Here is a 26,126-nt window from a genome sequence, read left to right as displayed (position 1 = left end):
TCAGCGCGGTCGGTGAGGTCAGATTTGGTAGTACGCCTTGTACCAGTCGACGAAGCTCTCTACCCCTTCCTTCAAGGCGACCCGGGGGCGATAACCGGTGGCTTCGAACAAGGATTCTGTGTCGGCCCAGGTGGCGAGCACGTCGCCTGGCTGCATCGGCAGCAGGTTGCGAACCGCCGGTTTGCCGAGCGCAGTCTCTATGGCTTCCACGAAGTCCAGCAATCGCACCGGGCTGCCGTTGCCGATGTTGTAGAGGCGATAAGGCGCCGGGCTGGCGTCGGTCTGCCCCTGCCAGTTGGCATCGCCGACCGGTGGCCGATCCGCGATACGCACTATGCCCTCCACTATGTCGTCGATATGGGTGAAGTCCCGACTGAGCTGGCCCTGATTGTAGATGTCGATGGGCTCCCCCTTGAGGATGGCGCGCACGAACTTGAACAGCGCCATGTCGGGGCGACCCCAGGGGCCGTAGACGGTGAAGAAGCGCAGGCCCGTGGTGGGCAAGCCGTAGAGGTGGGAGTAGGAGTGGGCCATCAGCTCGTTGGCCTTCTTGCTCGCGGCGTAGAGGGAGACAGGGTGATCCACCCCGTCCGAAGTCTTGAACGGCATCTGCTCGTTGAGGCCGTACACCGAGCTCGAGGAGGCGTAGACCAGGTGCTGTACCCCATGATGGCGGCATCCCTCCAGCACCGTGAGGGTGCCGGTGAGGTTGCTGTCGGCGTAGGCGAAGGGGTTGTCGAGGGAATAGCGCACCCCGGCCTGGGCGCCGAGGTGGATCACCCGCTCGAACCGCTCTCCGGCAAACAGCGCCGCCATGGCGGTGCGATCGGCGAGATCGAGCCGTTCGAAGCGAAAGCCGGGCAGGGGAGTGAGCAGGGCGAGGCGTGCCTCCTTCAGGCTCACCTCGTAGTAGTCATTCAGGTTATCGATGCCGACCACCTGATGGCCCTCGGCGCAGAGCCGCCGCGCCACATGAAAGCCGATGAAGCCGGCGGCGCCGGTGACCAGGTATTTCATTGGGGGCGCTCCAGGCTGTCGCCGCGGCCGATGGCGTAATAGGTGAAGCCGCGCTGGCGCAGGCGGGCCGGATCATAGAGGTTGCGGCCGTCGATGATGACGGGCTGGGTCAGGGTGCGCTGGATCAGCTCGAAGTCGGGGGCACGGAACTGCTGCCACTCGGTGCAGATGAGCAGGGCGTCGGCACCCTTGAGGGCCGCCTCCTGGGTGCCGCACAGGCTCAGGTCGTCCCGCAGGCCGTAGAGGTGTTGGGCCTCGCTCATGGCCTGGGGATCGAACGCCTGCACCTTGCCGCCAGCGGCCCAGATGGCCTCCATCAGTACCCGACTTGGCGCCTCGCGCATGTCGTCGGTGTTGGGTTTGAAGGCGAGCCCCCAGAGCGCGAAGGTGCGCCCGCGCAGATCGGCGCCGAAGTGCAGGTGCAGCCGCTCGATGAGTTTGTGCTTCTGGCGATCGTTGACCCGCTCCACCGAGCGCAGCAGCGGTGCCTCGCAGCCAATCTCGCTGGCGGTGTGGATCAGTGCCTTGACGTCTTTCGGGAAGCAGGAGCCGCCATAACCGCAGCCTGGGTAGATGAAGTGGTAGCCGATGCGCGGATCGGCGCCTATGCCCTTGCGCACCGCCTCGATGTCGGCTCCCAGCTTCTCCGCCAGATTGGCCATCTCGTTCATGAAGGAGATTTTGGTGGCCAGCATGGCGTTGGCGGCGTACTTGGTCAGCTCGGCGCTGTGCACATCCATCTGGATGATGCGATCGTGATTGCGGTTGAAGGGGGCGTACAGCTCCTCCAGCAAGGCGATGGCGTGGGCAGAGTCGGTGCCGATGATGATGCGATCCGGCCGCAGGCAGTCGGCCACGGCGGCCCCTTCCTTGAGAAACTCCGGATTGGAGACCACCTCGAGCGGGAAGTTGACGCCGCGCTCGCCGAGGATGGTGGCGATATGCTGGCGTACCCGGCTGGCGGTACCGACCGGGACTGTGCTCTTGTTGACCACCACCTTGCTGCCCTGCATCAGGCTGCCTATGGTGCCCGCCACCGCCAGCACGTGCTTGAGATCGGCGGAGCCATCTTCATCCGGCGGGGTGCCGACCGCGATGAAGATCAGTTCGGCGAAGCTCACCCCCTCGCTCACGTCCGTGGTGAAGTGCAGGCGCCCGCCCTGATGGTTGGCCACCACCATGGGGGCGAGACCGGGTTCGAAGATGGGAATGATGCCCTCCTTCAGGCGCTCGACCTTGGCGGCATCCACATCCACACAGGTCACCTGGTGGCCCATCTCGGCCAACACGGCGGCCTGGACCAGCCCCACGTAACCTATTCCGAATACGGTGACTCTCATCTGCTGTTGCTCCTTGGTGCTGGCAGTGGCAAGGCCTCCATTCTAGAACGATTTGCGCGTGCGAGCAGCGGGATCCTGCGACTCGTTCAGGCTAAGAGCAGGCTGGTGCGAATGGCATATTTTGGTGCAAGGAGTGTAACGCCGGGCTGACACGCCCTGTTTCGGGGCGTTGGGCCGCACTCTTGTGATCTGGCTCACTCAAACCGGACACTGTGCTCATAACGAAGCCCCGATACACGGGGCTCGCATGCCCGCAGGGCAGACACTCTTTTCACTTCGCTATGGACATCGGTTATGGACAACACCCCCCGCCTGGCACATCCGATCTATGAGGATGTGCTCGCTCTGCTGACCGCGGCAGGTTTCGTATCACTCGGCATCTTCCTGTTTCATCAGGTCGGGCTGCTCACCGGCGGCACCGCCGGGCTGGCGCTGCTGTTGCAACAGATGACGGGCCTGAGCTTCGGCCTGCTGTTCTTCTGCATGAACCTGCCGTTCTACGCCCTGGCCTGGCTCAGGATGGGGCCGCGTTTCACCCTCAATACCTTCGCCTCGGTCGCGGTCGTCTCCTTCATGACGGACCACCTTAATGGGGTGCTGCAGATTGGCAAGATAGAGCCCGTCTACGCGGCCCTCATCGGCGGCACCCTGATCGGCATGGGGTTGCTCATCATGTTTCGCCACAAATCGAGCCTGGGTGGCTTCAATATTCTGGCGCTCTTCATCCAGGACAAGTTCGGCATCCGGGCAGGAAAGCTGCAAATGGGGCTTGATTGCGCCATCGTCATCGCCTCCTTCTTCGTGGTATCGCCCTGGCTACTGGGCCTCTCGGTGGTGGCGGCCATCATCTGTAACCTGGTGTTGACACTCAATCACAAGCCGGGCCGTTATCAGATAGCCTGATGCGGCCCCGCCAGTCGAAACCAACAGAGCGCCCTCGGGCGCTCTGTTGTTATCTGCGTTTCGCTGACAAATTCGCTGTCACACCACCATGGGTAGGCCGGTGTCGGGGTGATGCAGCACTTGGGCCGGGTAGTCGTGTATATCGGGAGTGCGATGAGCCTGGCGTCACACCACCATGGGCAGGCCGGTATCGGGGTGATGCAGTACCTGGGCCGGGTAGTCGTGTATATCGGGAGTGCGATGAGCCTGGCGTCACACCACCATGGGCAGGCCGGTATCGGGGTGATGCAGCACCTGGGCCGGGTAGTCGTAGAGCCGCGCGATGAGCTCCGGGGTCAGCACCTCGGCCGGGGTGCCGTCCGCCATCAGCTTGCCCTGCTCCAGCATCACCAGCCGGTCGGCATAGCGCGCCGCCAGATTCAGATCGTGCAGCACCACCAGCACGGCGGTGTTGCGACCGGCGAGGGCGCGGGCCATGGTGAGCAGCTGATGCTGATACTTGAGATCGAGCGCCGAGGTAGGTTCGTCGAGCAGCAGCAGACGGGGGGCCTGCGGCTCTTCCGGTGCTTGCCAGATCTGGGCCAGCACCCGGGCAAATTGTACCCGCTGGCGCTCTCCTCCCGACAGGCCGGGGTAGAGGCGTCCGGTCAGATGCTCGACGCCGGCATGGATCATGGCGGCTTTGACTATCTCGTCACGGCGGCTGCCGGGTTCGGTGTGGGGCAGCCGGCCCATGGCCACCACCTCTTCGCACAGGAAGGGGAAGTTCAGGGACGAGCTCTGGGGCAGCACGCCGACGCTATGGGCCAGCGCGTTGCCAGCCCAGGCTTGCCGCTCGCGACCAAACAACGCGATCTCGCCGTCATATTCCAGCTCGCCGGTCAGGCACTTGAGCAGCGAGCTCTTGCCCGCCCCGTTCGGGCCTAGCAGGGCGGTCAGGGTGCCCGAGTGCAGGGAGAGGTTGAGCCTGTCCAGGATGAGACGATCGCCCCTTGTCAGGCTGAGGTGCCGGCAGTCAAGCAGGGCGGGTGAGGATGATCCAGGCAAGAGCAGTTCTCCTGTTAAAGCGTCCGGCGGCTCTTGACCAGCAGCCAGATGAAGAAGGGGGCACCGAGCAGGGCGGTGATGATGCCAACCGGCAGCTCGGCCGGTGCCAGCAGGGTGCGGGCCAGCATGTCGGCGCCGAGCAACAGGGCGGAACCGAGCAGGGCCGAGAGGGGTAGCAGCCTGACATGGTTGGGGCCAGCCAGCAGCCGCACCAGGTGGGGCACCACCAGTCCGACGAAGCCGATCATGCCCGCCACCGCCACTGCGACGCCGACACCGGCGGCGGTGAGCAGGATCAGGCGTCGCTTGAGGGATTGCACGTTCACCCCCAGATGCCGGGCCTCTCCCTCGCCCAGCAAGAGGGCATTGAGGGGATTGGCGTCGCGTACGAACAAGAGCAACAGAGTGACCAGGGTCGCCAGCGCCAGCGCCACGTCGGCCGGTTTGCCGGCGGCCAGGGATCCCATCTGCCACAGGCTGAGGTTACGCAGCATCTGATCGTCGGCCAGATAGGTGAGCAGCCCGATCACGGCGCCGGACAGGGCCGTGATGGCGACCCCGGCCAGCAGCATGACGGTGACGGACGTGCCACCCTCACGGGTGCCCAGCAAATATACAAGCGTGGTGGTCAGCGCCCCGCCGAGGAAGGCGAGCAGGGGCAGGAGGCCGATGCCGAGCAGGCTCTGCCACTGCTGACCCAGGGGGGCCAGCAGCACTATGGCGAGGGCCGCGCCGAGGGCTGCGCCACCGGACACCCCTATGATGCCGGGATCGGCGAGGGGATTGCGAAACAGCCCCTGCATCACGGCGCCGCAGAGGCCGAGTATGCCCCCCACGGCGATGCACAGCAGGGTGCGAGGCAGTCTGATCTCCTGCACGATCAGCAGTTTGTGCGCTTCGATCCCGCTCTCCTTGCCGGCGAACAGCGCCTGCAGACTCTCGCCAAAGGAGAGCGCCATGGGGCCGGTCGCGAGCGACCCGACCAGCAGCAACGCCAGGGTGGTGCCGGTAAGCGCGATCAGCCAGGGCAGCGGCAGGCGCATCATGAACCCTGCTGGATCCACTGGGCGATCTGGCTCGCCTGTTGCAGCGATCTCAGGCTCAGCCCCCCTTGCAGGGCATGGCCGTCGATGGCGTGGATGGCCTTGTTCTTGCCAGCCGGCGTGGCGGCCAGGGCGGGCACCTGGGCCAGCACGCTGTCGATGTTCTGATATTGCTGCCAGTCACGACCGCTCACCAGCACCAGGTCCGGCTGCATCTCGATCAGGGATTCGGTGGAGACGGGTTTGTAGTCGTGCAACTGGGCCACCGGGTTGATGCCGCCGGCCAGGGTCACCAGGGCGCTGGCGGTGGTATTGCCGCCTGCGATGCTGGTGGGCTGACCCTTGTGCAGCAGCAGGAAGGCGACCTTGAGCGGTTTGTTCTGGCTGGCCTGGGCCGCCAGCTGATCGCTCTGGCTGGCGATCTCGGCTTTCAGCTTGACGCCTGAGGCGGGATCCCCCAGCAATGCGGCCAGGGTATCGATGCGCTGATTAAGGTTCGCGAGGGTCGGCGCCGTGGCCAGCACATCGACCTTGACGCCGGCGCGGCGCAGCTGCTCCAGGGTAGAGGGAGGGCCCATCTCGTCGCTGCCGACTACCCGGGTCGGTGCCAGACTCAGGATCCCTTCGGAGGCCAGGGCGCGGTGATAACCAACCCTGGGCAGCGCCTTGGGCTCGGGGCTGCTGACATCGGTGGCGACCAGGCTCGCTTCTCCGCCGAGCGCCAGGATCAGCTCTGTGGTGGCAGGACCGACGCTGACGATGCGCTCTTGCGCCGTGGCAGACAATGAAAGGGATACGCAGCCGAGCAGGCTGAGTGCGAGGGCAAAACGACGGCCCATGCGAACCTCCGAAGGATGAATGAGAGTGGGATTGCCGCCGAGAATATCAAGCCCGTGAAAAAAATGCACTGATAATGAAAGCGATTATCAATTGCGTTAGGGCCGCCGCTTTATTACAGTATCCGCCGCGATACAGAGCACAATAGCCAGATTATCCCAAGGGAGAACCGATGAGCATTGCACAACGCATTCATGAGCTGCTGGAGCAAGATCCCGGCGCCCATCCCTCCAGCATCGCCAGCCAACTGGCGGTCAGCGAGTGGGAGGTGGTGCGCCACCTGCCCGCCGAGCTGGTGACCCTGGTGCCGGCCGAGCAGGCGGAAGCCTTGCTGGCCGACTTGGCCAGCTGGGGCCCGGTGACCACCATAGTCGAATCCGATGGCTCCATCTTCGAGGTGAAGGCCCCCTTCCCCAAGGGCAAGACCGCGCGCGGTTACTACAACCTGATGGGCCGTGACGGCGAGATGCACGGTCACCTCAAGCTCGACAACGTGGTCGGCATCGCCCTGGTCAGCAAGCTGTTCATGGGCAAGGAGGGGCACTCCTTCCAGTTCTTTGGCCACAGCGGGCGTTGCATTTTCAAGGTCTATCTGGGGCGTGACGAGCAGCGTCAGCTGCTGCCGGACCAGGTGGAGCGCTTCATGGCCCTGCGCCGCCAGCATAATGAGGAAGTGAAAGCATGAGTGAACGTCAGGAACGTCTGCAGAACCGTCTGCAACCGGAGATCCGTGAGTTTCGTGACGGTTGCCGTACCCTGCAGCTCGCGACCGTGGATGGCGAAGGCAATCCCAATGCCAGCTATGCCCCCTTCGTGCTGCAGGAAGATGGCTACTATGTGCTGATCTCCGAGATAGCCCGCCATGCCCGCAACCTGCAACAGGTGCCCAAGGTGTCGCTGATGCTGATCGAAGACGAGAATGGCGCCCGCGAGCTGTTTGCCCGCAAGCGTCTCACCTTCGATGCGGTCGCCGAAGTGGTGGCACGGGATGACGAGCGTTGGGGCAAGGCCATCGGGGCCCTGGAAGGGCGCTTTGGCGATATCGTCAAGGGGCTGTCCAACCTCAAGGACTTCGTGCTGTTCCGCCTCAAGCCGGAGCAGGGTCTGTTCGTCAAGGGCTTCGGCCAGGCGTTCCGTGTCTCCGGTGACGAGCTGGTGGACTTTGTCCATCTGGTGGAAGGGCACAAGCGTGTCGACAACGGCGCCGAGCTGACCAGCGAGACAGATGCGCCGGTCTGATGGTGCAGCCATGAGATACAAAACGGGCAGCCTGGGCTGCCCGTTTTTTTATGGGATTATCCTGCGGAGGTTCAGTCTTGCCAGGAGGCCAGGTTGGGGAAGGCGCTGCGATCGGCCTGGGTGGCGGTCTCGTTGCATTCTCCCCGGACCTTCCAGGAGGTCTGGCTGAGGACTATGTAGCCGGCGCGGCAATACTTGCGCGTGGCGAGCGTCTGGGTCAGCTGTTCGTCCTGCAGCGCCTCCCGGCGCTCCAGCAGAGCCTTGCTGTTGTCATTGGCATCCTGCAACCGACTCGGCAGCACCTCGAGCGGGGCGGCCTCGAAGGTGAAGCGCTTGCTCCCCTCTTCGTTGATGTGGGTGCGAAACAGGGGCGTCGGGCCATCCGGTGTCGATCCCGCCAGATTGGAGCAAGCGGTGAGCGGCGATAACAACAGCATGCAGACGACGGCAGGCAATAGACGCAAGGAAGACTCCATCAGATCAGGTCGACAGGGGCGGGCAGCTTAACACGCCGATACCGGTTGCGTGACGCCGAGCAACTGATCGGTGGTGAGCAGGGTCACGCTTCTGCCCTTTGACAGGCTGAGGTGCTGCCACATCCAGTGATGGTGCTCGATGATCTGCTCCGCACTGAGGTGGGGGCGATCCGCCGTGGTATGGGCGTCGGTCAGCACTGTCACGTCGAATCCCTTGCTGGCGGCGCTGCGCAGCGTGGTGTCGACACAAAAATCGGTGGCACAGCCACTGATGAGCAGCCTGTCCACCGCCTGCTCTGCCAGCAGGAAGCCGAGTTCGGTGTCGAGGAAGCTGTCACAGGCGGTCTTGCGTACCCGGCTCTCCCCCGGGGCCGGGGTCAGGTCGCGATGCAGTTGCCAACCTGGGCTGTGGGGTTCGAGCTCCGAGCCCGGCTCGTCGTGCTGCACATAGATGACGCGCCCCTGGCTGGCGCGCACGCCGTCTGCCAGTCGATTGATATTGGCGATGACCTGCGCATCCTGATGGCGGGGTGAATCGAACAACCCCTGTTGCATGTCAATGACCAGTAACACATCCATATGAGATCCTCAGGCGATTGTCAGGGCTGCAACCACTGGCTGCAGTCACGGCTGCGGGATTGATGCAGCGCACCCATATCTTGCTTCATTTCATCGGCATTTAGCCAGCGCTCCGGCAGGGGCGCGATCCGGACCCTCACCTCGGGGGCGCGGCCGGCTGGCGCCTTGTCATCCGCCTGTGAGGGCGTTTCTGGCACGATCAGCGCCACCTTGAGGGCCGGGTTGCGGTTGGCTATGCGGCTCGCGATCCCAAGCCCCCCCTCCACGTGGAAGTTGCCGGCGATGTGCATGATGCGCTGGCCGGGGTGTTTGCCTAAGTAGTCGACCATGCTCTCGGCCATGGTGTCATCCCAGCTGGTCTGGGCGGCGAAGCGGCGGGCATTGCCGTCGGCATCGCCGTGATGCAGGGAGGCCATGAATTTCTGACGGTAGCCATCGTCACTCAGGGTGAGCGTTCGGGCGAGCTGGCTGCGGCGGTTGGCGGGCAGCTTGTCCAGCCACTGTGGTCCCTCCTGGCCGACACAGCTGACCAGCGGCTTGGGGGCGTTGGCGGCGATAACGGGCAGGTGCTGCGCCTTGGCAAACTCCACCAGGGGGCGATAGTCGCTCGGGTAGTTGGGCCAGGCGTTGCCGTCCCGAATGAGCGCCGCTTCGCCGATGCGGCCGGCGAGATAGGCGTCCAGGGTCGGTTGATCGGCGCGGCTGAATTGCTCCATGGAGAGTACCTGCGCCCGGCCATCGGCCTGGGCGCGCTCGGTCAGCCCCGCCAGCAGGCGAGCCTGCAACAGGTGCACGGCCGGATGGGTGTGCAGCTCACCGACCAGTACGATGTCGGCGTCCGCCACCTTGTCCAGCGCCTGCGTCAGGGTGAGTGGCTTATCGCCCTGTCCTTCGCCGAGCTGGTAGTGATAGAGCGTCCGGGGTGCCTCTGTCTGCGGCGGGGTGGCACAGGCGGCCAGCAGCAGGGGCAGGGCGAGCAGGGGCAGTCGTCGAGTCATGGTATCTCACTAGCAATGGCAGAGAATGGAAACGGAGTCGCGCCATACCATGGCAGCATGGCGAGCAGGAAAAAAGAGGGGCTAGTGTAAAACTGAATCACGACAAAAGAAAATGAGAATGATTCACTTTATTATTGATCTTTGTTGCGAGCTGGGTAATATGCCTTCCGCTTGATAATAATTCTCAATAAGGATTTTGCAGTGGCGCACAACAACACCCCCTCACTGATTGCTCTCGCCGTGGCAGCGGGCCTTGCTTCCCCTGTCTTCGCAGCAGACAAGAAAGCCGATGAAGTCATTGTCGTCAGCGGCTCCCGGATGGAGCAGAAACTGGAAGATGTCTCAGGCCCCATCTCCGTCATCACCTCCGAACAGATCGAAGAGCAGGTCGTCAGCAACGTCGCCGACCTGTTCCGCTACGAGCCGGGTGTTTCCGTGTTGGGCGGGGCGGGCGATGCCCAGACCTTCGTCATTCGTGGCATGGGCGAGAACCGGGTCAAGATAGTGCAGGACGGGGTGCGCCAGAACGACGCCTACAAGAACGGCGGGGTAGGCCAGACCTATTTCGATACCGACATGATCAAGCAGGTTGAGGTGGCCAAGGGGCCGGCCTCCGCCGCCTACGGCTCCGATGCCCTGGGTGGCGTCATCGCCATCACCACCAAGGACGCCAGCGATTTCCTCAAGGGCCGGGACAGCTATCTGGACGCGACCACGGGCTATGCCTCCAGCAGCCACCAGAACATGGCTGGCATCACAGGCGCCCTGCGTACCGGTGATGTGGAGAGTCTGCTGCGCTACACCTGGCGCGATGGCGGTGTGACCCAGAACTACGACAGTGACAAGAACGAATTCGACATCGTCAGCCAGGCCGTGCTGTTCAAGAGCCAGTGGAATGTCAGCGACGATCAGTTCCTGAAACTGACCGTCGACTACTTCACCGAGGGACAGGATCCGGACGCCGTCGATCTGACCAAGGCGGGCTCCGTCTTCAAGCAGCCGATCACCGACAAGGACACCGACAACCTCTCCCTGATGCTGGATCATGGCCTGGCCCTGAACCAGGTCTGGGCCGATCGGGTCGACAGCAAGCTCTATTACGCTCGTACCAAGCAGACCCTGGATCAGTATGCCTCTTCCAAGTATCCGGTCAGCCCGAACAACCCTTATGTGACCAAGAACTCCCTGGACAGCAACGGCTTCGACCAGGAGAGCCTGGGGGCTCAGGTGAAATTCAGCAAGGCCCTCGCCAGCCAGCGTTTGGCCTGGGGCGTCGAGTATGAGCACACCGACAACGAGCGGACCCGTTTCAAGGCGCCGACCAAGCCCGGTGACTTCGTCGGCTACAACGAGCTGAGCTTCCCGTCCACCACCAGCGAGCGCGCCGCACTCTGGGCCTTTGACGAGATCAAGTTTGGCGAGCGCTGGGTGCTGACCCCAGGTGCCCGTTACGAATACTACAAGATGACCCCGGACGAAGATCCGGCTTACACCGGCGAGAAGCTCAAGAAGTTCTCCGAAGGGGAGTTCTCACCCAAGCTGGGGCTGGTGTTCAAGGCGCACGAGGCGGCCAACCTGTTTGCCCAGTACAGCCACGGTTTCAAGGCACCCATGTATGACAACGCCTTCTCCACCCTGAACCATCAGGCGTACGGTTATCGCATCGAGCCGAACCCGGACCTCAAGCCCGAGAGCAGCGACGGTATCGATCTGGGGGTACGTGGCAGCGCCGGTGGCTTCAGCTACGAAGTGGCGACCTTCTACAACAAGTTCGAGGACTTCATTGAGCTGGCCCAGATCGGCATGGAAGGCCGCACCGCCATCTATCAGTATCAGAACCTGGACAAGGCGACCACCAAGGGGGTCGAGGCCAAGGCCGATTACTGGCTCAATGATCTGGTCAATATCTGGGGCAACCTGGCCTACATCGAAGGCAAGGATGGGGATGGCAACTACATCAACAGCCTGAGCCCGCTCAACGGCAGCCTTGGCCTGCGCCTGGAACAGCCGAACTGGAACCTCAACACCGCCCTGCGCTTCGCCGATGACATGGACAAGGTGGGCAAGGATTCCCGCGGCAACGACAACATCAAGAGCGCCGGCTGGGGTGTGGTGGACATCTACGCCCAGTTCAAGCCGATGCAGGATCTGCAGCTCAACGTCGGTGTCTTCAACCTGTTTGACAAGGAATACGTCAACTACGAGAGCATCACCGGCCTGAGTGCGACCAGCGATACCACCAACCAGACCGAGCCGGGCCGCAACCTGAGCGCCCGCGTCAAGTACGTGTTCTGATACTCAACCTGACTGTGATGACGAAGGGGCCCTTGGGCCCCTTTCTCGTTTTGCCTATTGTGCGCCGACCCAAAAGGTAATCTGAGCCGGAGGATTGCGCCGCCAGCAGAGGTGGCGTGACTCAATGAAGCAGGGCCGGGACAAGGGTTTAACGCTGTTGATATTTATGATGTTTATTCTCTCCCGCGCGAGGGGATCGGCGCGCCAAAATCGGTTATCATTTGTCCCCCATGCACCTTGGTCGAGTCCCTATGCCTGCCTTCTCCTGGTTAGCCCTGTTCTTTGGTGCCTTCTACTTCGTTTATGGCGCCTATCTGCCGTTCTGGTCGCTCTGGCTGGAGGGAATAGGGGTGAGCGCCGAGCAGATCGGCCTGCTGCTCGGGGCGGGCATGGCGATCCGTTTCGCCGGCAACCTGGTGGTAATGGGACAGCTCAAAGGCGCTGGGCACCTGTTGCCCGTCACCCGGCTGCTCTGTGTGCTGAGCCTGCTGGCCTTCCTCGGATTCTATGTCAGCCATCAGCTCTGGTGGCTGGTGGTGCTGACCCTGGTGGCGAACTTCATCTACCCGACCCTGATGCCCATGGGGGAGGCGCTGGCCACCCGCATGGTGGTGCAGGCCCACCTCGATTACGGCAAGGTGCGGCTGTGTGGCTCCTTCGCCTTTATCGTCGCCTCCACCCTGGTCGGCGCCCTGGTCGGCAATTTTGGCAGCGACTGGGTGCTGCACACCATGGTGGCCGGGCTACTGCTGATGTTGATGCTGAGCGCGCTGCCGCTGCGGCCCGCGCCACAGGAGTTGCAAGGGGAGCGGGCCAAGGCCTCGCTGAAGGAGACCCTTAAATCCGCGCCGGTACGGCGTTTTCTGCTGATCACCGCCCTGTTACAAGGCAGTCATGCTGCCTACTACGGTTTCAGCGCCATCTACTGGAAGGCCGAAGGCTACAGCGGCACCATTATCGGCTATCTGTGGGCGCTGGGGGTGGTGGCGGAGATCTGCATGTTTGCCGCCGACAAGCGCTTCCTCCAGCGTTTCGGGGCCCAGACCCTGTTCCTGGTCGGCGCCATCGGCTGCGTGGTGCGCTGGAGCCTGCTCGGCGCCTCCAGCGAGCTGTGGGTGCTGGTGCTCGGCCAGTTGCTGCATGCTGTCACCTTCTGCGTCAGCCACCTGGGGGCTATCCGCTTCATGACCCGCCAACTGCCCCCCGAGCAGCTCATTCCCACCCAGGCACTCTACGCAGCACTGGGTCTTGGCATCACGGTGGCGGCACTGATGGCGCTGTGCGGCCTGTTGTTCGAGCCACTCGGTGGGGGAATTTTCTTCATCATGATCCTGGTGGTGCTGCCGGTCTTCTTCCTGCGTTTGCGCACGGCGGCCGAAGGGGCAACGGCCTGAGCGAGCAGGATGACACGGCCTCGTCAGGGTTCTAGACTGGCGCGGCTCTCAACATATCTGGACAGGGGAATAAGGTAGATGCACCAAGGATGGCTGCTGATCGGGTTGTCGCTCGCCTATCTGGGCTTGTTGTTCCTCATCGCCTTCGTGGCGGACAAGAACAAGCGCCGCCGGCCCAAGGGGCAACCCCTGCTTTATAGCCTGTCGCTGGCGGTCTACTGCACCTCCTGGACCTTCTTCGGTACCGTCGGCCAGGCCAGCGAATCTCCCTGGTCCCCCGTGCCCATCTACCTCGGCCCCATGCTGGTGTTCCTGTTCGGCTGGCGCCTGCTGGCCCGGCTCATCCTGGTGGCCAAGCGCGAGCACATCACCTCCATCGCCGACTTCATCGCCGCCCGCTATGGCAAGTCCCAGCGCCTCGCCATGGTGATCAGCCTGATCGCCATCATGGGCATACTTCCCTACCTGGTGCTGCAGCTCAAGGCGATCGTCACCGGGCTGGACCTGCTGATGGCCAACGCTGTGCCCGTCGGTACCCTGGGTTCGACAGCTGGCAACAGCGCCGGGCTGGCCCTCGGCGTCGCCCTGTTGCTGGCGCTGTTCAGCATCTTGTTCGGTACCCGCAACCTGGATGCCACCGAGCACCACCGCGGTATGGTGGTGGCCATCGCCTTCGAATCCGTGGTCAAGCTGCTCGCCTTCATGGGGGTGGGGGGCTTCGCGCTCTGGCTCATCATCGCCAAGCCGAGCCCGGCCCACGCCCAGGTGACCCGCGACTTTCTCGATGCCGTGGTGGCGGTTACCCCGGGCAGCCTGCTGGAGCTCGCCATCTATACCCTGGTCGCCATGTGCGCCGTCATCTGCCTGCCGCGCCAGTTCCACGTGACTGTGGTGGAGAACAACCAGGGTCAGGATCTGCACTGGGCGCGCTGGCTGTTCCCGCTCTACCTGTTCCTGATGGGGCTCTTCATCTGGCCGCTGGCGCTGGCGGGCAAGCAGTGGGTGGGGGCCGGCATGGGCTCGGATACCTATGTGATCAGCCTCCCCATGTCGCTGGGCTACGACGGCATGGCGATGCTGGCGTTTCTCGGCGGTACCTCGGCGGCCACCGGCATGGTGATCGTCTGCACCATCGCCCTGGCGATCATGGTCAGCAACGATCTGGTGCTGCCGGTATTGCTGCGCCGCTTCTGGCAACAGGGGCGGGACGAGCGGTTGATGCGGTTGCTGCTGCAGGTGCGCCGTGGCGCCATCCTGCTGATCCTGTTGGCGGCCTGGGCGCTCTATCTCTGGCTCGGCGATCTCACCAGCCTGTCGCGCATCGGCTACCTGTCGTTCGGCGCCGTGGCCCAGTTCGCCCCGGCGCTGCTGCTCGGTCTCTACTGGCGACACGGCAACCGCAAGGGGGTCTACCTTGGCCTCGCGCTCGGGGTCAGCCTCTGGTTCCTCACCCTGCTGGCGGAGAGCGGGTTGCTGGCGGGCTCGCCGCTGGAGGCGCTGCTGGCGCCGCCGGACTGGCCCGCTTTTCGCGATCTGAGCCTAGGAGCCTGGTGCATCTTCCTGAGCCTGCTGCTCAACCTGCTCGGCTATGTGGCGGGCTCCTTGTTGTCGCGGGCGGCGGTGAGCGAGCGGCTGCAGGCGGCGAATTTCGTCGGCAAGCCGAGCCGGGATCTGGCGGCGCTCTATCAGGCGCGGGTCTCGGTCAAGGAGCTGGAGATGCTGGCGGCCCGCTTCGTCGGCTCGAGCCGGGTCAAGCGCGCTTTCGGCCGCTTCGCCGGTGAACGCGGCGGAACCCTGGCCCCCCAGATGCAGGCGTCGGCGGAGCTTATCGCCCACACCGAGCGGCTGCTGGCCGGGGTCTTTGGCGCCTCGTCCGCCCGGCTGGTGCTGGCCTCGGCCCTGCAGGGGCGCAACATGCAACTCGAGGAGATCGCCACCATAGTGGACGAGGCCTCGGATGTGTTTCGCTTCAACCGGGGCCTGCTGCAGGGTGCCATCGAACACATGGGGCAGGGGATCTCGGTGGTGGACAGGGAACTCAAGCTGGTGGCCTGGAACCGGCGCTACATAGAGCTGTTCCACTATCCCCCCGGTCTCATCCAGGTGGGGCGCTCCATCGAGGAGATCATCCGCTACAACGCCGAGCAGGGGCTGTGCGGTCCGGGCGAGCTGGAGGCTCATGTGGCGCGCCGGGTCGCCTTCATGCAGCGCGGCAGCCCCCACGTCTCGGCGCGGGAGCGACCGGATGGGCGGGTGATCGAGATGCAGGGCAACCCCATGCCGGCCGGCGGTTTCGTCATGACCTTCACCGACATCACTCCCTTCCGGGCGGCGGAGCGGGTGCTGCGAGAGGCCAACGAACACCTGGAGGCGCGGGTGGCCGAGCGCACCCACGAGCTATCCGAGCTCAACCGTCAGCTTCTGCTGGTGAATCAGCAGGTGGAGCGGGCCAACCACTCCAAGAGCCGCTTCCTGGCGGCGGTGAGCCACGATCTGACCCAACCGCTGAACGCGGCCAAGCTGTTCACCTCCTCCCTGCTGGAGATGCTGCCCCAGGAGGGGGAGCAGGGAGTGGATCAGAGGGCAGAGCAGGTCCGCATCGCCCGCCACATCGACGATGCCCTGGGGGCGACCGAGGACCTCATCACCGACTTGCTCGACATCTCCCGGCTCGAGGCCGGCAAGTTCAAGGCCAGGAAGCTCGATTTCGCCCTGCGAGACGTGCTCGACAACCTCAAGGCGGAGTTCGGGGTGCTGGCCCAGGCGGGGGAGATCCAGTTCTCGGTGGTGGAGAGCAAGCTCGCGGTCTACAGCGACGTGCGCCTGCTGCGCCGGGTGCTGCAGAACTTCCTCACCAATGCGTTTCGCTACAACCCGGGGGGCCGAGTGCTGCTCGGCTGCCGTCGGCTGGGGGACAAGGTGCGCATCGAGGTGTGGGACAATGGCCCCGGCATCCCCCTCGACAAGCAGGAGGCGATCTTTGACGAGTTCTCCCGCCTCGATCATTCGCGCACCGCCAGGGAGCAGGGACTGGGGCTGGGGCTCGCCATCGCCCGCGGCATCTCGCTGGTCTTGGGTCACCCGCTCTCCCTGCGCAGCTGGCCACAGGCGGGATCCGTGTTCGCCATTACGTTAAATCTCGCGACCCGGCCCGTGATGCCCAGCCAGGCGACGGCTCCGGCGGTGCGGGACAGCCAGCTGGAGGGGATCAGGATCCTCTGCATCGACAACGAGGAGGACATCCTCACCGCCATGCACTCCCTGCTGGGGCGCTGGGGCTGCGAGGTGATGTGCGCCCAGAGTCTGGAGCAGGCGCAGGCACTCATCGGTGACGGCTTCCTGCCACAACTGGTGTTGTCGGATTATCACCTGGATGACGGCAAGACCGGGTTGCAGGCGCTGCACATGATCCGGTTGGCCCACGGCAATGGCATCGGCGGCATCATCATCAGCGCGGATCGCAAGAGCGAGCTGCAGGCGCAGATCCGCGAGCACGGCTTCGGTTACGTCAGCAAACCGGTCAAGCCCCTCAAGCTGCGGGCGCTGATGAACAGCTTGTTGCTGCCCGTTGCGTGACTGGAATCACAGAACCCATCATTGCTCGGCAGAGGGGCAACAGTTCTAATTTCGAGATATCGACGCGTATGTCGTGATTTTGCAGGCGTGTTCGCTGCCATCTATGAATCGTGAGTCCCTTTCACTGTCATTTCTACTAGGTGGCGGGGCCATTTCTCTCATCTATAGTCATTCGGCGATTATTTTCATCGCAAATCAAGTTGTGTAAAAAGGCAAACCGGACGAAAGTCCGGGACGCAAAGCCTCCGGTCTAAGGGTCAAAGTACCTAGGATAGCGGGGCCACCACAGGTTGTATCGTCCATGGGCCAAGCCATGGTGTCGATGTCGTCTGCGTTACCTGTCAGGTTGCGTTGCCTTTTTCGTTGCTCATACCAATAACGAAATAAGGAAGTTCAACTATGTTCAGTCCAAAACATTCCCTGCTGGCATTGCTGGTCGGGGGGCTCTGTTCTACCTCTGCTCTCGCTGCCGCCCCCGGCAAACCCACCATCGGTTGGGGTGAGACCAAGTTTGCCATCATCCAGGTCGATCAGGCCGCTACCTCCTACAACAAGCTGGTCACCGTCCATAAGGATGGTGCTCCCGTCAGCGTAACCTGGAACCTCTGGTCCGGCGATGTGGGCCAGACCGCCAAGGTACTGCTCGATGGCAAGGAGGTGTGGTCCGGTCCCGCCTCCGCCGCGGGTACCGCCAACTTCAAGGTCACCAAGGGCGGCCGCTACCAGATGCAAGTGGCCCTGTGCAACGCCGATGGCTGCACCCTCTCCGACAAGAAGGAGATAGTGGTGGCCGACACGGACGGCAGCCACCTGGCGCCGCTCAATGCGCCGCTGCAAGAGAACAACAAGCCTTATACCAACAAGTCCGGCAAGGTGGTGGGGGCCTACTACGTGGAGTGGGGCGTCTATGGCCGCAAGTTCACCGTGGACAAGATCCCGGCCAAGAACCTGACTCACATCCTCTATGGCTTCACCCCCATCTGTGGCGGTAACGGCATCAACGATAGCCTCAAGGAGATCTCCGGCAGCTTCGAGGCGCTGCAGCGCTCCTGTGCCGGTCGCGAGGACTTCAAGGTCTCCATCCACGATCCCTGGGCCGCCGTCCAGATGGGGCAGGGTAATCTCACCGCCTTCGATGAGCCCTACAAGGGCAACTTCGGCAACCTGATGGCCCTCAAGAAGGCCAACCCCGACCTCAAGATCCTCCCCTCCGTGGGGGGCTGGACACTGTCCGACCCCTTCTATTTCTTCAGTGACAAGGCCAAGCGCGACACCTTCGTCGCCTCCATGAAGGAGTACCTGCAGACCTGGAAGTTCTTCGATGGGGTGGACATCGACTGGGAGTTCCCGGGCGGACAGGGTGCCAACCCCAACCTGGGCGGCCCGAACGATGGCGCCACCTATGTGGCGTTGATGAAAGAGCTGCGCGTCATGCTCGATGAGCTGGAAGCCGAGACCGGTCGCCAGTACGAGCTCACCTCGGCCATCAGCGCCGGTGGTGACAAGATTGCCAAGGTGGACTATCAAGCGGCCCAGCAGTACATGGATCACATCTTCCTGATGAGTTACGACTTCAGTGGCGCCTTCGATCTGAAGAACCTGGCTCACCAGACCAACCTGTTTGCATCGAGCTGGGATCCCGCCACCAAGTACACCACCGACAAGGGTGTCAAGGCGCTGCTCGGTCAGGGGGTGACGCCGGGCAAGATAGTGGTCGGTGCGGCCATGTATGGCCGTGGCTGGACCGGGGTCAACGGCTACCAGGCCGGTAATCCCTTCACCGGCACCGCCACCGGCCCCGTCAAGGGCACCTGGGAGAATGGCGTGGTGGATTACCGCGACATCGTCAACAACCGCATGGGCGCCGGCTGGGAGCAGGGGTATGACGAGGTGGCCGAGGCTCCCTACGTCTTCAAGGCCAGCACCGGCGAGCTCATCAGCTTCGACAACGATCGCTCGGTCAAGGCCAAGGGGCAGTACGTGCTGGCCAACCAGCTCGGCGGCCTGTTCGCCTGGGAGATCGATGCGGACAACGGCGACATCCTCAACGCCATGCACGAGGGGCTCGGCAATGGGGACGGCGGCACCACGCCACCGGTCAACAAGCCGCCGGTGGCCAATGCCGGTAGCGATCTGAGCGTCACCGGCCCGGCCGAGGTGACCCTCAATGGCAGTGCCTCCCATGACCCCGAGAACGGTGTGCTGAGCTATAGCTGGAAGCAGGTTTCGGGCCCGCAGGCTTCCCTGCTCGATGCTACTCAGGCGAAGGCCCGTGTGGTGCTGGATGCCGTCAGTGCCGACATCAACCTGGTGTTCGAGCTGACCGTCACCGACGACCACAACCTCGTGGCCAAGGATCAGGTGGTGGTGACCAACAAGGCGCCGCAGCCGAACCTGCCACCCGTGGTGACAGTGCCGGCCTCCGTCAGCGTCGAATCCGGCAAGCAGGTGACCATCAAGGCCACCGCCTCCGATCCGAACGGTGATGTGCTGAGCTACCAGTGGAGCCTGCCAGCGGGTCTCACCGCCACCGGTCAGAACAGTGCGACCCTGGTGGTCACAGGCCCGAGCGTGACTAGCGATACCACCTATGACTTGACCCTGGTGGTCACCGACGGGGCACTGGACGCCAGCGCTGGCACCCGCCTGACCGTCAAGCCAGCGAGTACAGGTGGCGGCTGCGAGGCAACCGATCCCGATGCAGCCAACTGGCCGGCCTGGAGTGCCGGCACCGTCTACAACACCAATGACAAGGTGAGCCACAAGCAGTTGGTGTGGCAGGCCAAGTACTGGACCCAGGGCAACGAGCCAAGCCAGAGCGCCGATCAGTGGAAGCTGGTGAGCCAGGTGCAGCTCGGCTGGAATGCCACTGTGGCCTACAACGCCGGGGATCTCACCAACCACAACGGACGCAAGTGGAAGGCCCAGTACTGGACCAAGGGCGATGAGCCCGGCAAGGCATCGGTCTGGGCCGATCAGGGGGCTGCCAGCTGCAACTGATTGCCATCAGGAATGGGGCCTGGGCCCCATTCCTTTCTCCTGTGGCGCTTTGCGGGCTGACCTCAGCTCGGGGCGGATAAACCGCCAGCCATGGCCATCAGCGTGAATCTTGTTGACTCAATTAATCATTTTTTCATTAAGATGAAAAAATATTTTCATCTTAAAAATACCGTCCAAATAGTGATTTTGACGGTTGATATCCGGTCTAACACCGAGCTTAACCCTGCCTGTATGGCATTTGTTGATATAACACATAGTTAAGCTCCCGTTCAGTAATTTGCAGTGACTGCGCCGATAGAGAATAATCGCGGCGCACTACTGATTAATTTGTGTATAAGGGCAAACCGGTTGAAAAGCCGGGACGCAAAGCTTCCGGTCTAAGGATCCATGATCTAGGACAGCGGGGCCGCCACAGGTCGTATCGATCTTCTGCCAAGGGAAGATCCTGCCTCATCTACTGGTTGCCTTGTCCTTATCGTATTGACTAATAACGAAAAAGGATTACTCGCCATGCAAAGTCCATCCCCCGCGCTGCCGACCTCTTTGGTTGGCGCTCTGTTTGTCTCCCCTTTATGCCGCCACTCCTGGCAGACCCCGCCTCGGCTGGGGTGAAACCCGGCTCGCCATCACCGAGCTCAACCCGTCCGCTCACGCCCCGCCGGTCAAGGAGATCGCCGCCAGTAGCAGCAGGAGGAGGGGGTTGAACTCTGTGCTCATGTCAACGCAATAACAACAACGAGCCTGCCACCCGGGCAGGCGCAAAAAATAGGGAAATAACGCGATGCAGATGAAAAAAAACAAGGTAAATCTGGCGATGCAGGGGGGCATGCTCGCCCTGCTGGCGGCAGGGTGGGTGCCGCAGGCTCTGGCCCAGCAGAACGCCATCACCGGGGAGTGGCGCAAGGATCAGACCAAGCCACGCCTTTACAGCCAGGCGGCCTGGGTCGACGGCTTCGTCTTGCAACTGCCGCTTGGGGCGACCTTCGCCCCCCAGATGACGGCCTGGGACGAGAACGATGGGGATCTCAGCGGCCGCATCAAGCAGCTTAGCGGCGTGAACACCCAGCAGGTCGGCAGCTATCTGGCAAAATACGAGGTGCGGGATAACGGCCTGCCCGAGATGGGGGGCTATCAGAAGGTTGGCGCAAGCACCACAACCTTCTCATTGCCCGTCACCGTCTATGATCCCGCCGTGGCCGTGCCGAGTGAGCTCAACAAGCTGGGTAGCCTCTGGCAGGAGAGCCCCACAACCACCGGTCTTCTGCGTTTTATCCCCGGCCAGAGCCTGAGCCGAACGATCCGTATCGCCTCAACCGAGCACCCCCTGAGTGGGGACGAGCTGGAGATCACGACCTTCAAGGTGCAGGAGGGGATCTGGGGCGGCAACAACCGTCAGTTCAGCCTGCGCCTCACCGACATCGAGAGCGGCGAGCCAGCCTACGAAGGTAGCGTCTTGCTCGTATCAGGCAAGCAGTTGACCCCGACCGCCCCCATCAAGCTGCGGGCCGATCGGGACTACGAGTTCATCCTGACCTATCTGACCGGCCAGTTCGAACAGGGTTTTCGTGCCAACGAGGAGGGGGAACTCTGGTTGATGGCCGAGGGGCAGCAATCGCGCGAGGCAAACCCCTATGCTTTGGTGCTGCCCGATCCTGCCAACCGGCTGGCCTTCGATCCCGGTTTCAACTCTGCCCTGAAGCAGAAGCTGCTCAGCAGCCGGGGGGAGCAAGAGGCCCTGTTGATCGGCAAGGTGCCGGGTCCGCAGCCGGTGGCCCTGAGTTATCGCATCGCCAACCCCGAACTGGTCAGTCTGCAACTGGTACCGGGAGCGACCCAGGATCGGCTGGTGCTACAGGGGCTGGCAGAGGGTGAGACTACCCTCGAGATCCTGGCCGATGATCGTCTGGTGGATCAAGTGCGATTGTTTGTTACCAGCCCCAAGGAGGTCAGCGTCTCCTACAGCTACATCGCCTTCCCCGGCGAGCGCCAGAGTCACCTGTGGGACGATGGTGCCATCATCATGGCGGACATGAGCCGACGTTTTGCCCCCTACAACATCCGCCTCAGCTGGGTGGACAACGGCGTGCTGGTGCACGAATGGGACAAGAATGGCGATGGTCAGGCCTACGAACCCAGTGCTGTGGAGCTAACGGCGCCGCTACAGGAGGGCTGGATCCCGAACGCGGATCGGGTCTTCTCCAACATCTATGTGCTGCGCGGCTACAAGGATGACAGCAAGACATGCAGCTACCAGGGGAATGGTCTCTCTGTCGGTTTGGGGGCCACAGATGGTGCGCCGCGCGCGGGCTATCGATACGCTTGCCCTGGCAACCTCACCGTCCATGGGCAGTCGTTGACCCTGAGCCACGAGCTGGGCCACAACCTGGGGTTGGCACACACGGGAGACGAGCCTTATCGGATGAGCAACATCATGACGGGAGGGCGGTTTGAGGGGGTCTTCTTCGGTTACCAGTGGCGCACCATGCACCAGACCATAGAGGCCAGGATCGCGGCTGGTGATGCGGGGGTGAGCGAGCGCAATGACGAACCAGAGCTGCCGCCACCTGCGGTCAATCTGCCGCCCCTGGCCAACGCCGGTGGCGACATGAGCACCACGGGCCCGGCCGAGCTGGTGCTCGATGGCGCCGCCTCCCGGGATCCGGAGAACGGTGCCTTGCGCTACCAATGGCGCCAGGTCGTCGGCCCACAGGTGACGCTGAGCGATGCCGACAAGGTGCAGGCCAGAGTGAACCTCGGGACCGTCTCTCAGGATACTCAGTTGGCGTTCGAGCTGACCGTCACCGACGAACAGGGACTCGATGGTTCGGATCGGGTGGCGGTGACCCACCAGGCGCCTCCTCCTAACCTGCCCCCCGTGGTGACAGTGTCTGCGCCAGCCTCTGTGCAGGCGGGCAAGCAGACAAGCATTACCGCCAGTGCCACCGACCCCAATGGTGATGCACTCAGCTACCAGTGGACAGTGCCGGCCGGCCTCAGTGCCAGCGGCCAGAACAGTGCGACCCTGGTGGTCACGGCCCCGAGCGTGACGGTCAACACGGATTATGACCTGACGGTCACCGTGACCGATGGCGCCTTGGATGCCGAGGGTCAGACCCGGCTCACCGTCACCCCGGCAAGTGGCGGCGGTGAATGCAGTGTCACCGATCCGGAAGCGGCCAATACCCCGGCCTGGAACGCCAGCACCGTCTACAACGCCGATACCAACGTGAGCCACAACCAGCTGGTATGGCAAGCGAAGTACTGGACCCAGGGCAACGAGCCAAGCCAGAGCGCCGATCAGTGGCGGCTGGTGAGCCAGGTGCAGCTCGGCTGGAATGCCGGTGTGGCCTACAACGGGGGAGACATCAGTACCCACAATGGCCGCAAATGGAAAGCCAAGTACTGGACCAAAGGCAACGAGCCGGGCAAGCACGATGTCTGGCTGGATCAGGGTACTGCCAGCTGTAACTGATTACCCGTCCCCCATGGAATGGGGCCCTGGCGCCCCATTCCTTTTTCCACTCCTGTTTCAGCCTGCGGCCATGCCGCAGCGCGACAACCAGAACCGATTCTCAGGCCGGGTGCTTGGTGTAGGACCGAGCCTCCGACGTCCATTTTGTAATGATTCCTGCAACAGGGCATGTGGACATGCCCCTAAAAATGAGAACCATAACAATGAAAAAAACACAGTTAGCTAGTCTGATCATGGCCGCCTTGGCGAGTGGCCCCTTGCTGGCCGTCGTTCAGGCCCCCACTTCCTTGCCCTTCAATACCCAGCCACCGACCAACGATCTGCAAGGCACGCTGGCGGCGCAGGTGCAGTTTGCCCAGAGCCAGATCCTGCCGGCCCATGTCGCCGAGGGAGACAGCCAGCCAAGGCTCACGGCCCAGCGCAAGAGCCTGCTTCTGGTCAGGCCCTTGCAAGCCGAGAGCGCTGTGCCGATGATGGTGACGGCGCGAGATGGTGCGGGGCAAACGCTCGGCACCCTGGCCCTGGCACCGCCTGAGCAGTTGCCGAAGACGGCCTATTACCTCGACGGCTCGCCGGAGGAGGGGGTCGACTTCACGCCGGGGCCGGGCAGCAGTGGCCTCATCAACAGCAGCAGCGAGCTGGCAAAGCTGAGTGACCCCGCCGGTGCCTTCCTGCTGAGCCGCTTGCAGCCCCATGCCCTGGTGACCATCCAGACCGCCGATGGACGCTGGGTCAGGGATATCCATCTGCCGGGCGGCGCCGCGTTGGAGGGCAAGATGGTGCGCTTGGTCTCCAACGCCGGTTACAACTCGACCCTTTATTACAGCGGCCGTCAGGTGACGCTCTCCCGTGGCCAGACCCTGCAGTTCAAGTTTGTGGGCGGCCAGTGGATCCGGGACGGGGAGCTTGAGAACAACGGCATCCGCTATGCAGTCGATGCCTGGAGCGCAGTGCTGCCCGCCGACTGGATCCAGCCAGGTATCAGCCTGCAACTCAGCCAGGGCGGGCTCAGCGGTGAGCTGACGGACTTGCAGATCGGTGCTCCGAGCGAGCTGCTGATCCACACCATCGACATCGGCATGCTGACCTCCCCCCGCAACCAGTTCGCTTTTGCCGGGGATCCCGAGGCGCACCGCGAGTATTTCCAGACGGTGCCCACCAGCCGGTTGATCGTCAGCCAGTACGAGCCTCTGTCCTTGGCCGAGGTGATGCTGCCGGATGGCACCCTGCTCACCGATTTCGATCCCGGCCAGGGGGGCTGGCACGAGGGCACCATGCGCCAGCGCATCGGCAAGGAGCTCATCTCTCTGGGCATCGACAACGCAAACTACGGCATCAACAGCACCGCCGGCGAGGGGGAGAGCAGCCACCCCTATGTGGTGGCCCAGCTGGCGGCCCACAACAGCCGCGGCAAGTACGCCAACGGGGTTCAGGTGCACGGTGGCTCGGGCGGGGGTGGCATCGTCACCCTCGACAGTTCCCTTGGCAACGAGTTCAGTCACGAGGTGGGTCACAACTATGGCCTCGGCCACTATGTGGGGGGCTTCGCCGGCTCGGTGCATCGCAGCGCCGAGGCGGCCAATTCGAGCTGGGGTTGGGATGGGGACAAGAACCGCTTCATCCCCAATTTTGGCGCCAGCCGCAACGGCCAGAGTGCTTGTCTCGATGGCCAGTGCCAGGCGCCCTTCGACGGTCGGCCGTTCGGTTTCGACGCCATGGCGGGGGGGGCCCCTCTTTCCGGCTTCAACCGCTTCACCCTCTACACCCCCAACTCGGCCGCCATCATCCAGCGTTTCCTCGAGAGCAAGGCGGTGTTCGATGCCAATTCGCCAACGGGGTTCAGCAAATGGGATGCCGCCACCGCCGCCATGAAGCCCTATGAACACAGGGTAGAAGTGCTCGAGCAGGTCAACGCCCCGATGAACAGCCTCGATGAGACGAAACTGGCGGCTTTGCTGGCGGAGTATGACCTGGTCAGGGTGGCCATGTGGGATGGCAACTGGACCCGCAATATCCAGCCGCCCCCCGCCTCGGCCGCCAATGCGGGCCGCATCCTGACCCTGGATCACGGGGCCAGCTACAACAGCGTGCTCTTCATCAATGGGCAGCAGATCACCGTCTCCCGTGGCTTCAAGAAGAGCTACACCTCGGACGGTAGCCGCTGGAATGAGGGGCCTGTGGTGGATCTGCGGGTTCCGCGCAAGCCGCAGGCGTTCGGGGTGCCGGTGACGACGCTGGTGGGCTATTACGATCCCCAGGGCCAGTTGCCGAGCTACATCTACTCGGCGTTGCACGGCGCCTATGGCTTCAGCTATGGGGATGATGCCGCTCGCATGACGACGGGGGACTGCCAGCTGCAGGTGGAGACTCGCGACGGTACCTTGCAGTTCCGGCTGGCCAATCACCGCCAAAGTGTCAACCTGATGAACAAGTTCCACGTCAATGTGCCGACGGCGAGCGATCCGTACCGCGCCAGCGTGATCTGCGCCGGGAGGACGTTGGGTCAGCAGGCTATTTCAGAGCCGGGCGAGACGCTCAGTTACACCGTCAACGGACGCCCGTTACAGCAGTGATTCGCGCTAATTTTGTTGGCTTTAGTAGTGTTATATAGCGCTATAAGCCGATGAGTTGTGCAATAAAAAAAGGCCCCTCGGGGCCTTTTTTCATGGAAGTGTCCCGTCCTGAATATGGTTTACACCTTTCCCCCACATAAATGGAGAGCCCGATGGGACAAGGTGTGAAACGGACACAGCGCGATTACTCGCTGACCTTTAAATTAGCCGTGGTCGAGCAGATTGAAAAAGGCGAGCTCACCTACAAACAGGCTCAGGCCCGTTATGGCATTCAGGGCAATTCGACCATTCTGGTATGGTTGCGTAAACATGGTCGGCAAGATTGGAGCCAGGGGGC

The 26,126-nt window shown here is 63.0% G+C and carries 17 protein-coding genes, 1 pseudogene and 2 riboswitches; of the genes and pseudogenes, 10 read left to right on the top strand and 8 right to left on the bottom strand.

Annotation, left to right across the window (positions count from 1 at the left end):
• Nucleotides 1–18: 18 nt before the first annotated feature.
• Both MM194_RS11515 and MM194_RS11510 read right to left on the bottom strand, forming a co-directional pair.
• The gene (locus MM194_RS11515; protein ID WP_241343635.1) at nucleotides 19–1,017 is read right to left on the bottom strand and encodes an NAD-dependent epimerase; all 999 of its coding nucleotides are present in this window, start codon (nucleotides 1,015–1,017) and stop codon (nucleotides 19–21) included.
• Nucleotides 1,014–2,357: a UDP-glucose/GDP-mannose dehydrogenase family protein gene (locus tag MM194_RS11510; RefSeq protein ID WP_241343634.1), complete on the bottom strand. Its 1,344-nt coding sequence runs from the start codon at nucleotides 2,355–2,357 to the stop codon at nucleotides 1,014–1,016. Before MM194_RS11510 ends, MM194_RS11515 begins: the two co-directional genes overlap by 4 nt.
• A 294-nt stretch (nucleotides 2,358–2,651) precedes the next feature.
• On the opposite strand from MM194_RS11510, the gene MM194_RS11505 reads away from it, so the two are divergent.
• Nucleotides 2,652–3,260: a YitT family protein gene (locus MM194_RS11505; protein ID WP_033130592.1), complete on the top strand. Its 609-nt coding sequence runs from the start codon at nucleotides 2,652–2,654 to the stop codon at nucleotides 3,258–3,260.
• A gap of 252 nt (nucleotides 3,261–3,512) precedes the next feature.
• Here MM194_RS11505 and MM194_RS11500 read toward each other — a convergent pair whose 3' ends face one another.
• From MM194_RS11500 to MM194_RS11490, 3 genes are read right to left on the bottom strand one after another with little or no spacing between them, the layout of a single operon-like run.
• A complete protein-coding gene (locus MM194_RS11500) occupies nucleotides 3,513–4,307 on the bottom strand; it encodes a heme ABC transporter ATP-binding protein (RefSeq protein WP_033130593.1) in 795 nt (264 codons plus the stop codon).
• Between the two features lie 14 nt (nucleotides 4,308–4,321).
• Nucleotides 4,322–5,353 (bottom strand): iron ABC transporter permease, encoded by a 1,032-nt coding sequence (locus tag MM194_RS11495; protein ID WP_241343633.1) that lies wholly within the window; start codon nucleotides 5,351–5,353, stop codon nucleotides 4,322–4,324.
• Nucleotides 5,350–6,189, bottom strand: coding sequence for an ABC transporter substrate-binding protein (locus MM194_RS11490; protein WP_033130595.1), 840 nt, complete (start codon nucleotides 6,187–6,189; stop codon nucleotides 5,350–5,352). The genes MM194_RS11495 and MM194_RS11490 overlap by 4 nt, the downstream gene beginning before the upstream one ends.
• Before the next feature lie 170 nt (nucleotides 6,190–6,359).
• Between MM194_RS11490 and hutX the strand changes: the two genes are divergently transcribed.
• Together hutX and hutZ are read left to right on the top strand one after the other, a co-directional pair.
• Entirely contained in the window at nucleotides 6,360–6,872 is a 513-nt protein-coding gene (gene hutX, locus MM194_RS11485) for a heme utilization cystosolic carrier protein HutX (RefSeq protein ID WP_033130596.1), read from the top strand.
• The gene (hutZ, locus tag MM194_RS11480; protein ID WP_033130597.1) at nucleotides 6,869–7,426 is read left to right on the top strand and encodes a heme utilization protein HutZ; all 558 of its coding nucleotides are present in this window, start codon (nucleotides 6,869–6,871) and stop codon (nucleotides 7,424–7,426) included. The genes hutX and hutZ overlap by 4 nt, the downstream gene beginning before the upstream one ends.
• Before the next feature lie 71 nt (nucleotides 7,427–7,497).
• Here the strand turns inward: hutZ and MM194_RS11475 are convergent, their stop codons facing one another.
• The 3 genes from MM194_RS11475 to MM194_RS11465 are packed head-to-tail and all read right to left on the bottom strand — an operon-like array spanning nucleotide 7,498 to nucleotide 9,479.
• Nucleotides 7,498–7,890 (bottom strand): hypothetical protein, encoded by a 393-nt coding sequence (locus MM194_RS11475; RefSeq protein WP_241343632.1) that lies wholly within the window; start codon nucleotides 7,888–7,890, stop codon nucleotides 7,498–7,500.
• Nucleotides 7,891–7,929: 39 nt separating this feature from the next.
• On the bottom strand, nucleotides 7,930–8,481 hold the full coding sequence (locus MM194_RS11470; protein WP_241343631.1) for a cysteine hydrolase family protein: 552 nt from the start codon (nucleotides 8,479–8,481) through the stop codon (nucleotides 7,930–7,932).
• 20 nt (nucleotides 8,482–8,501) lie between these two features.
• Nucleotides 8,502–9,479 carry a ChaN family lipoprotein gene (locus MM194_RS11465; RefSeq protein ID WP_241343630.1) on the bottom strand — a complete coding sequence of 326 codons (978 nt, stop codon included), beginning with the start codon at nucleotides 9,477–9,479 and terminating at the stop codon, nucleotides 8,502–8,504.
• Between the two features lie 201 nt (nucleotides 9,480–9,680).
• Here MM194_RS11465 and MM194_RS11460 point away from each other — a divergent pair, with 201 nt between their 5' ends.
• The 7 genes and pseudogenes from MM194_RS11460 to MM194_RS11430 form a co-directional block, all read left to right on the top strand.
• Nucleotides 9,681–11,774 (top strand): TonB-dependent hemoglobin/transferrin/lactoferrin family receptor, encoded by a 2,094-nt coding sequence (locus MM194_RS11460; RefSeq protein WP_241343629.1) that lies wholly within the window; start codon nucleotides 9,681–9,683, stop codon nucleotides 11,772–11,774.
• Nucleotides 11,775–12,025: 251 nt separating this feature from the next.
• The gene (locus MM194_RS11455; protein ID WP_241343628.1) at nucleotides 12,026–13,168 is read left to right on the top strand and encodes a 3-phenylpropionate MFS transporter; all 1,143 of its coding nucleotides are present in this window, start codon (nucleotides 12,026–12,028) and stop codon (nucleotides 13,166–13,168) included.
• Between the two features lie 78 nt (nucleotides 13,169–13,246).
• Nucleotides 13,247–16,744, top strand: a complete 3,498-nt coding sequence (locus MM194_RS11450; RefSeq protein WP_241343627.1) for a PAS domain-containing hybrid sensor histidine kinase/response regulator — start codon at nucleotides 13,247–13,249, stop codon at nucleotides 16,742–16,744.
• A 201-nt stretch (nucleotides 16,745–16,945) separates the two neighbouring features.
• Nucleotides 16,946–17,032, top strand: a riboswitch (cyclic di-GMP riboswitch).
• Nucleotides 17,033–17,143: 111 nt separating this feature from the next.
• Nucleotides 17,144–19,744: a glycosyl hydrolase family 18 protein gene (locus MM194_RS11445; RefSeq protein WP_033130604.1), complete on the top strand. Its 2,601-nt coding sequence runs from the start codon at nucleotides 17,144–17,146 to the stop codon at nucleotides 19,742–19,744.
• Between the two features lie 328 nt (nucleotides 19,745–20,072).
• A riboswitch (cyclic di-GMP riboswitch) is annotated at nucleotides 20,073–20,158 on the top strand.
• Nucleotides 20,159–20,525: 367 nt separating this feature from the next.
• Nucleotides 20,526–23,216, top strand: a complete 2,691-nt coding sequence (locus MM194_RS11440) for a carbohydrate-binding protein (protein ID WP_052100977.1) — start codon at nucleotides 20,526–20,528, stop codon at nucleotides 23,214–23,216.
• A gap of 197 nt (nucleotides 23,217–23,413) precedes the next feature.
• Complete coding sequence (locus tag MM194_RS11435; protein ID WP_347006504.1) at nucleotides 23,414–25,789, top strand: M66 family metalloprotease; 2,376 nt, start codon at nucleotides 23,414–23,416, stop codon at nucleotides 25,787–25,789.
• A 152-nt stretch (nucleotides 25,790–25,941) separates the two neighbouring features.
• Nucleotides 25,942–26,126: pseudogene (locus tag MM194_RS11430) on the top strand (IS3 family transposase); the annotation flags it as partial.

The sequence above is a fragment of the Aeromonas sp. MR16 genome, assembly GCF_022549315.1.
Lineage (GTDB): Bacteria > Pseudomonadota > Gammaproteobacteria > Enterobacterales > Aeromonadaceae > Aeromonas > Aeromonas aquatica.
Note: the sequence above shows the minus strand (reverse complement) of the source record. Positions and strands in the feature narration are given on the sequence as shown.

What these genes read in the sequence shown, in the direction of transcription:
- MM194_RS11440 (WP_052100977.1), top strand. Translation starts at nt 20,526, where the DNA reads ATGCAGATGAAAAAAAACAAGGTAAATCTGGCGATGCAGGGGGGCATG.
- MM194_RS11445 (WP_033130604.1), top strand. Translation starts at nt 17,144, where the DNA reads ATGTTCAGTCCAAAACATTCCCTGCTGGCATTGCTGGTCGGGGGGCTC.
- hutZ (WP_033130597.1), top strand. Translation starts at nt 6,869, where the DNA reads ATGAGTGAACGTCAGGAACGTCTGCAGAACCGTCTGCAACCGGAGATC.
- MM194_RS11470 (WP_241343631.1), bottom strand. Translation starts at nt 8,481, where the DNA reads ATGGATGTGTTACTGGTCATTGACATGCAACAGGGGTTGTTCGATTCA.
- MM194_RS11510 (WP_241343634.1), bottom strand. Translation starts at nt 2,357, where the DNA reads ATGAGAGTCACCGTATTCGGAATAGGTTACGTGGGGCTGGTCCAGGCC.
- MM194_RS11515 (WP_241343635.1), bottom strand. Translation starts at nt 1,017, where the DNA reads ATGAAATACCTGGTCACCGGCGCCGCCGGCTTCATCGGCTTTCATGTG.
- MM194_RS11450 (WP_241343627.1), top strand. Translation starts at nt 13,247, where the DNA reads ATGCACCAAGGATGGCTGCTGATCGGGTTGTCGCTCGCCTATCTGGGC.
- MM194_RS11465 (WP_241343630.1), bottom strand. Translation starts at nt 9,479, where the DNA reads ATGACTCGACGACTGCCCCTGCTCGCCCTGCCCCTGCTGCTGGCCGCC.
- MM194_RS11490 (WP_033130595.1), bottom strand. Translation starts at nt 6,189, where the DNA reads ATGGGCCGTCGTTTTGCCCTCGCACTCAGCCTGCTCGGCTGCGTATCC.
- MM194_RS11495 (WP_241343633.1), bottom strand. Translation starts at nt 5,353, where the DNA reads ATGATGCGCCTGCCGCTGCCCTGGCTGATCGCGCTTACCGGCACCACC.
- hutX (WP_033130596.1), top strand. Translation starts at nt 6,360, where the DNA reads ATGAGCATTGCACAACGCATTCATGAGCTGCTGGAGCAAGATCCCGGC.
- MM194_RS11455 (WP_241343628.1), top strand. Translation starts at nt 12,026, where the DNA reads ATGCCTGCCTTCTCCTGGTTAGCCCTGTTCTTTGGTGCCTTCTACTTC.
- MM194_RS11505 (WP_033130592.1), top strand. Translation starts at nt 2,652, where the DNA reads ATGGACAACACCCCCCGCCTGGCACATCCGATCTATGAGGATGTGCTC.